1 pseudogene is annotated in these 323 nt (G+C 42.7%); it reads right to left on the bottom strand.

Annotation, left to right across the window (positions count from 1 at the left end):
• A pseudogene (locus tag AOQ32_RS08540) lies at positions 1 to 323 on the bottom strand (1,4-beta-N-acetylmuramidase); the annotation flags it as partial.

The raw sequence follows: 323 nt of genomic DNA, 5'->3' as shown, positions 1-323 counted from the left end.
ACAAACCAATAATAAGTACCCATGTAATAACGGAAGCCAGTGAACAGTTGACCATCTTCATACCAACGATAACCACCATTTGCCGATGAGCCATCCCAAACATATCCTTGAACTGGGCGTGAATAGTAAGTACCATCATCACCAAAGTTATAAACTTTACCATCAATCACGTGAGTGCCTTGAACGGCCCGACCATCTTGATCAGTATAGTAGGTCAAACCCCAAGCACTACGCCAGCCAGTGTTTTGTCGAACACCGTTAACAAACCAATAATAAGTACCCATGTAATAACGGAAGCCAGTGAACAGTTGACCATCTTCATA

Origin of the sequence: Fructobacillus tropaeoli, from assembly GCF_001047135.2 — a bacterium.
In the GTDB taxonomy this organism is placed as follows: Bacteria; Bacillota; Bacilli; order Lactobacillales; family Lactobacillaceae; genus Fructobacillus; species Fructobacillus tropaeoli.
The sequence above is the reverse complement of the archived record's forward strand: the minus strand, read 5'-3'. Positions and strand labels throughout refer to the sequence as shown.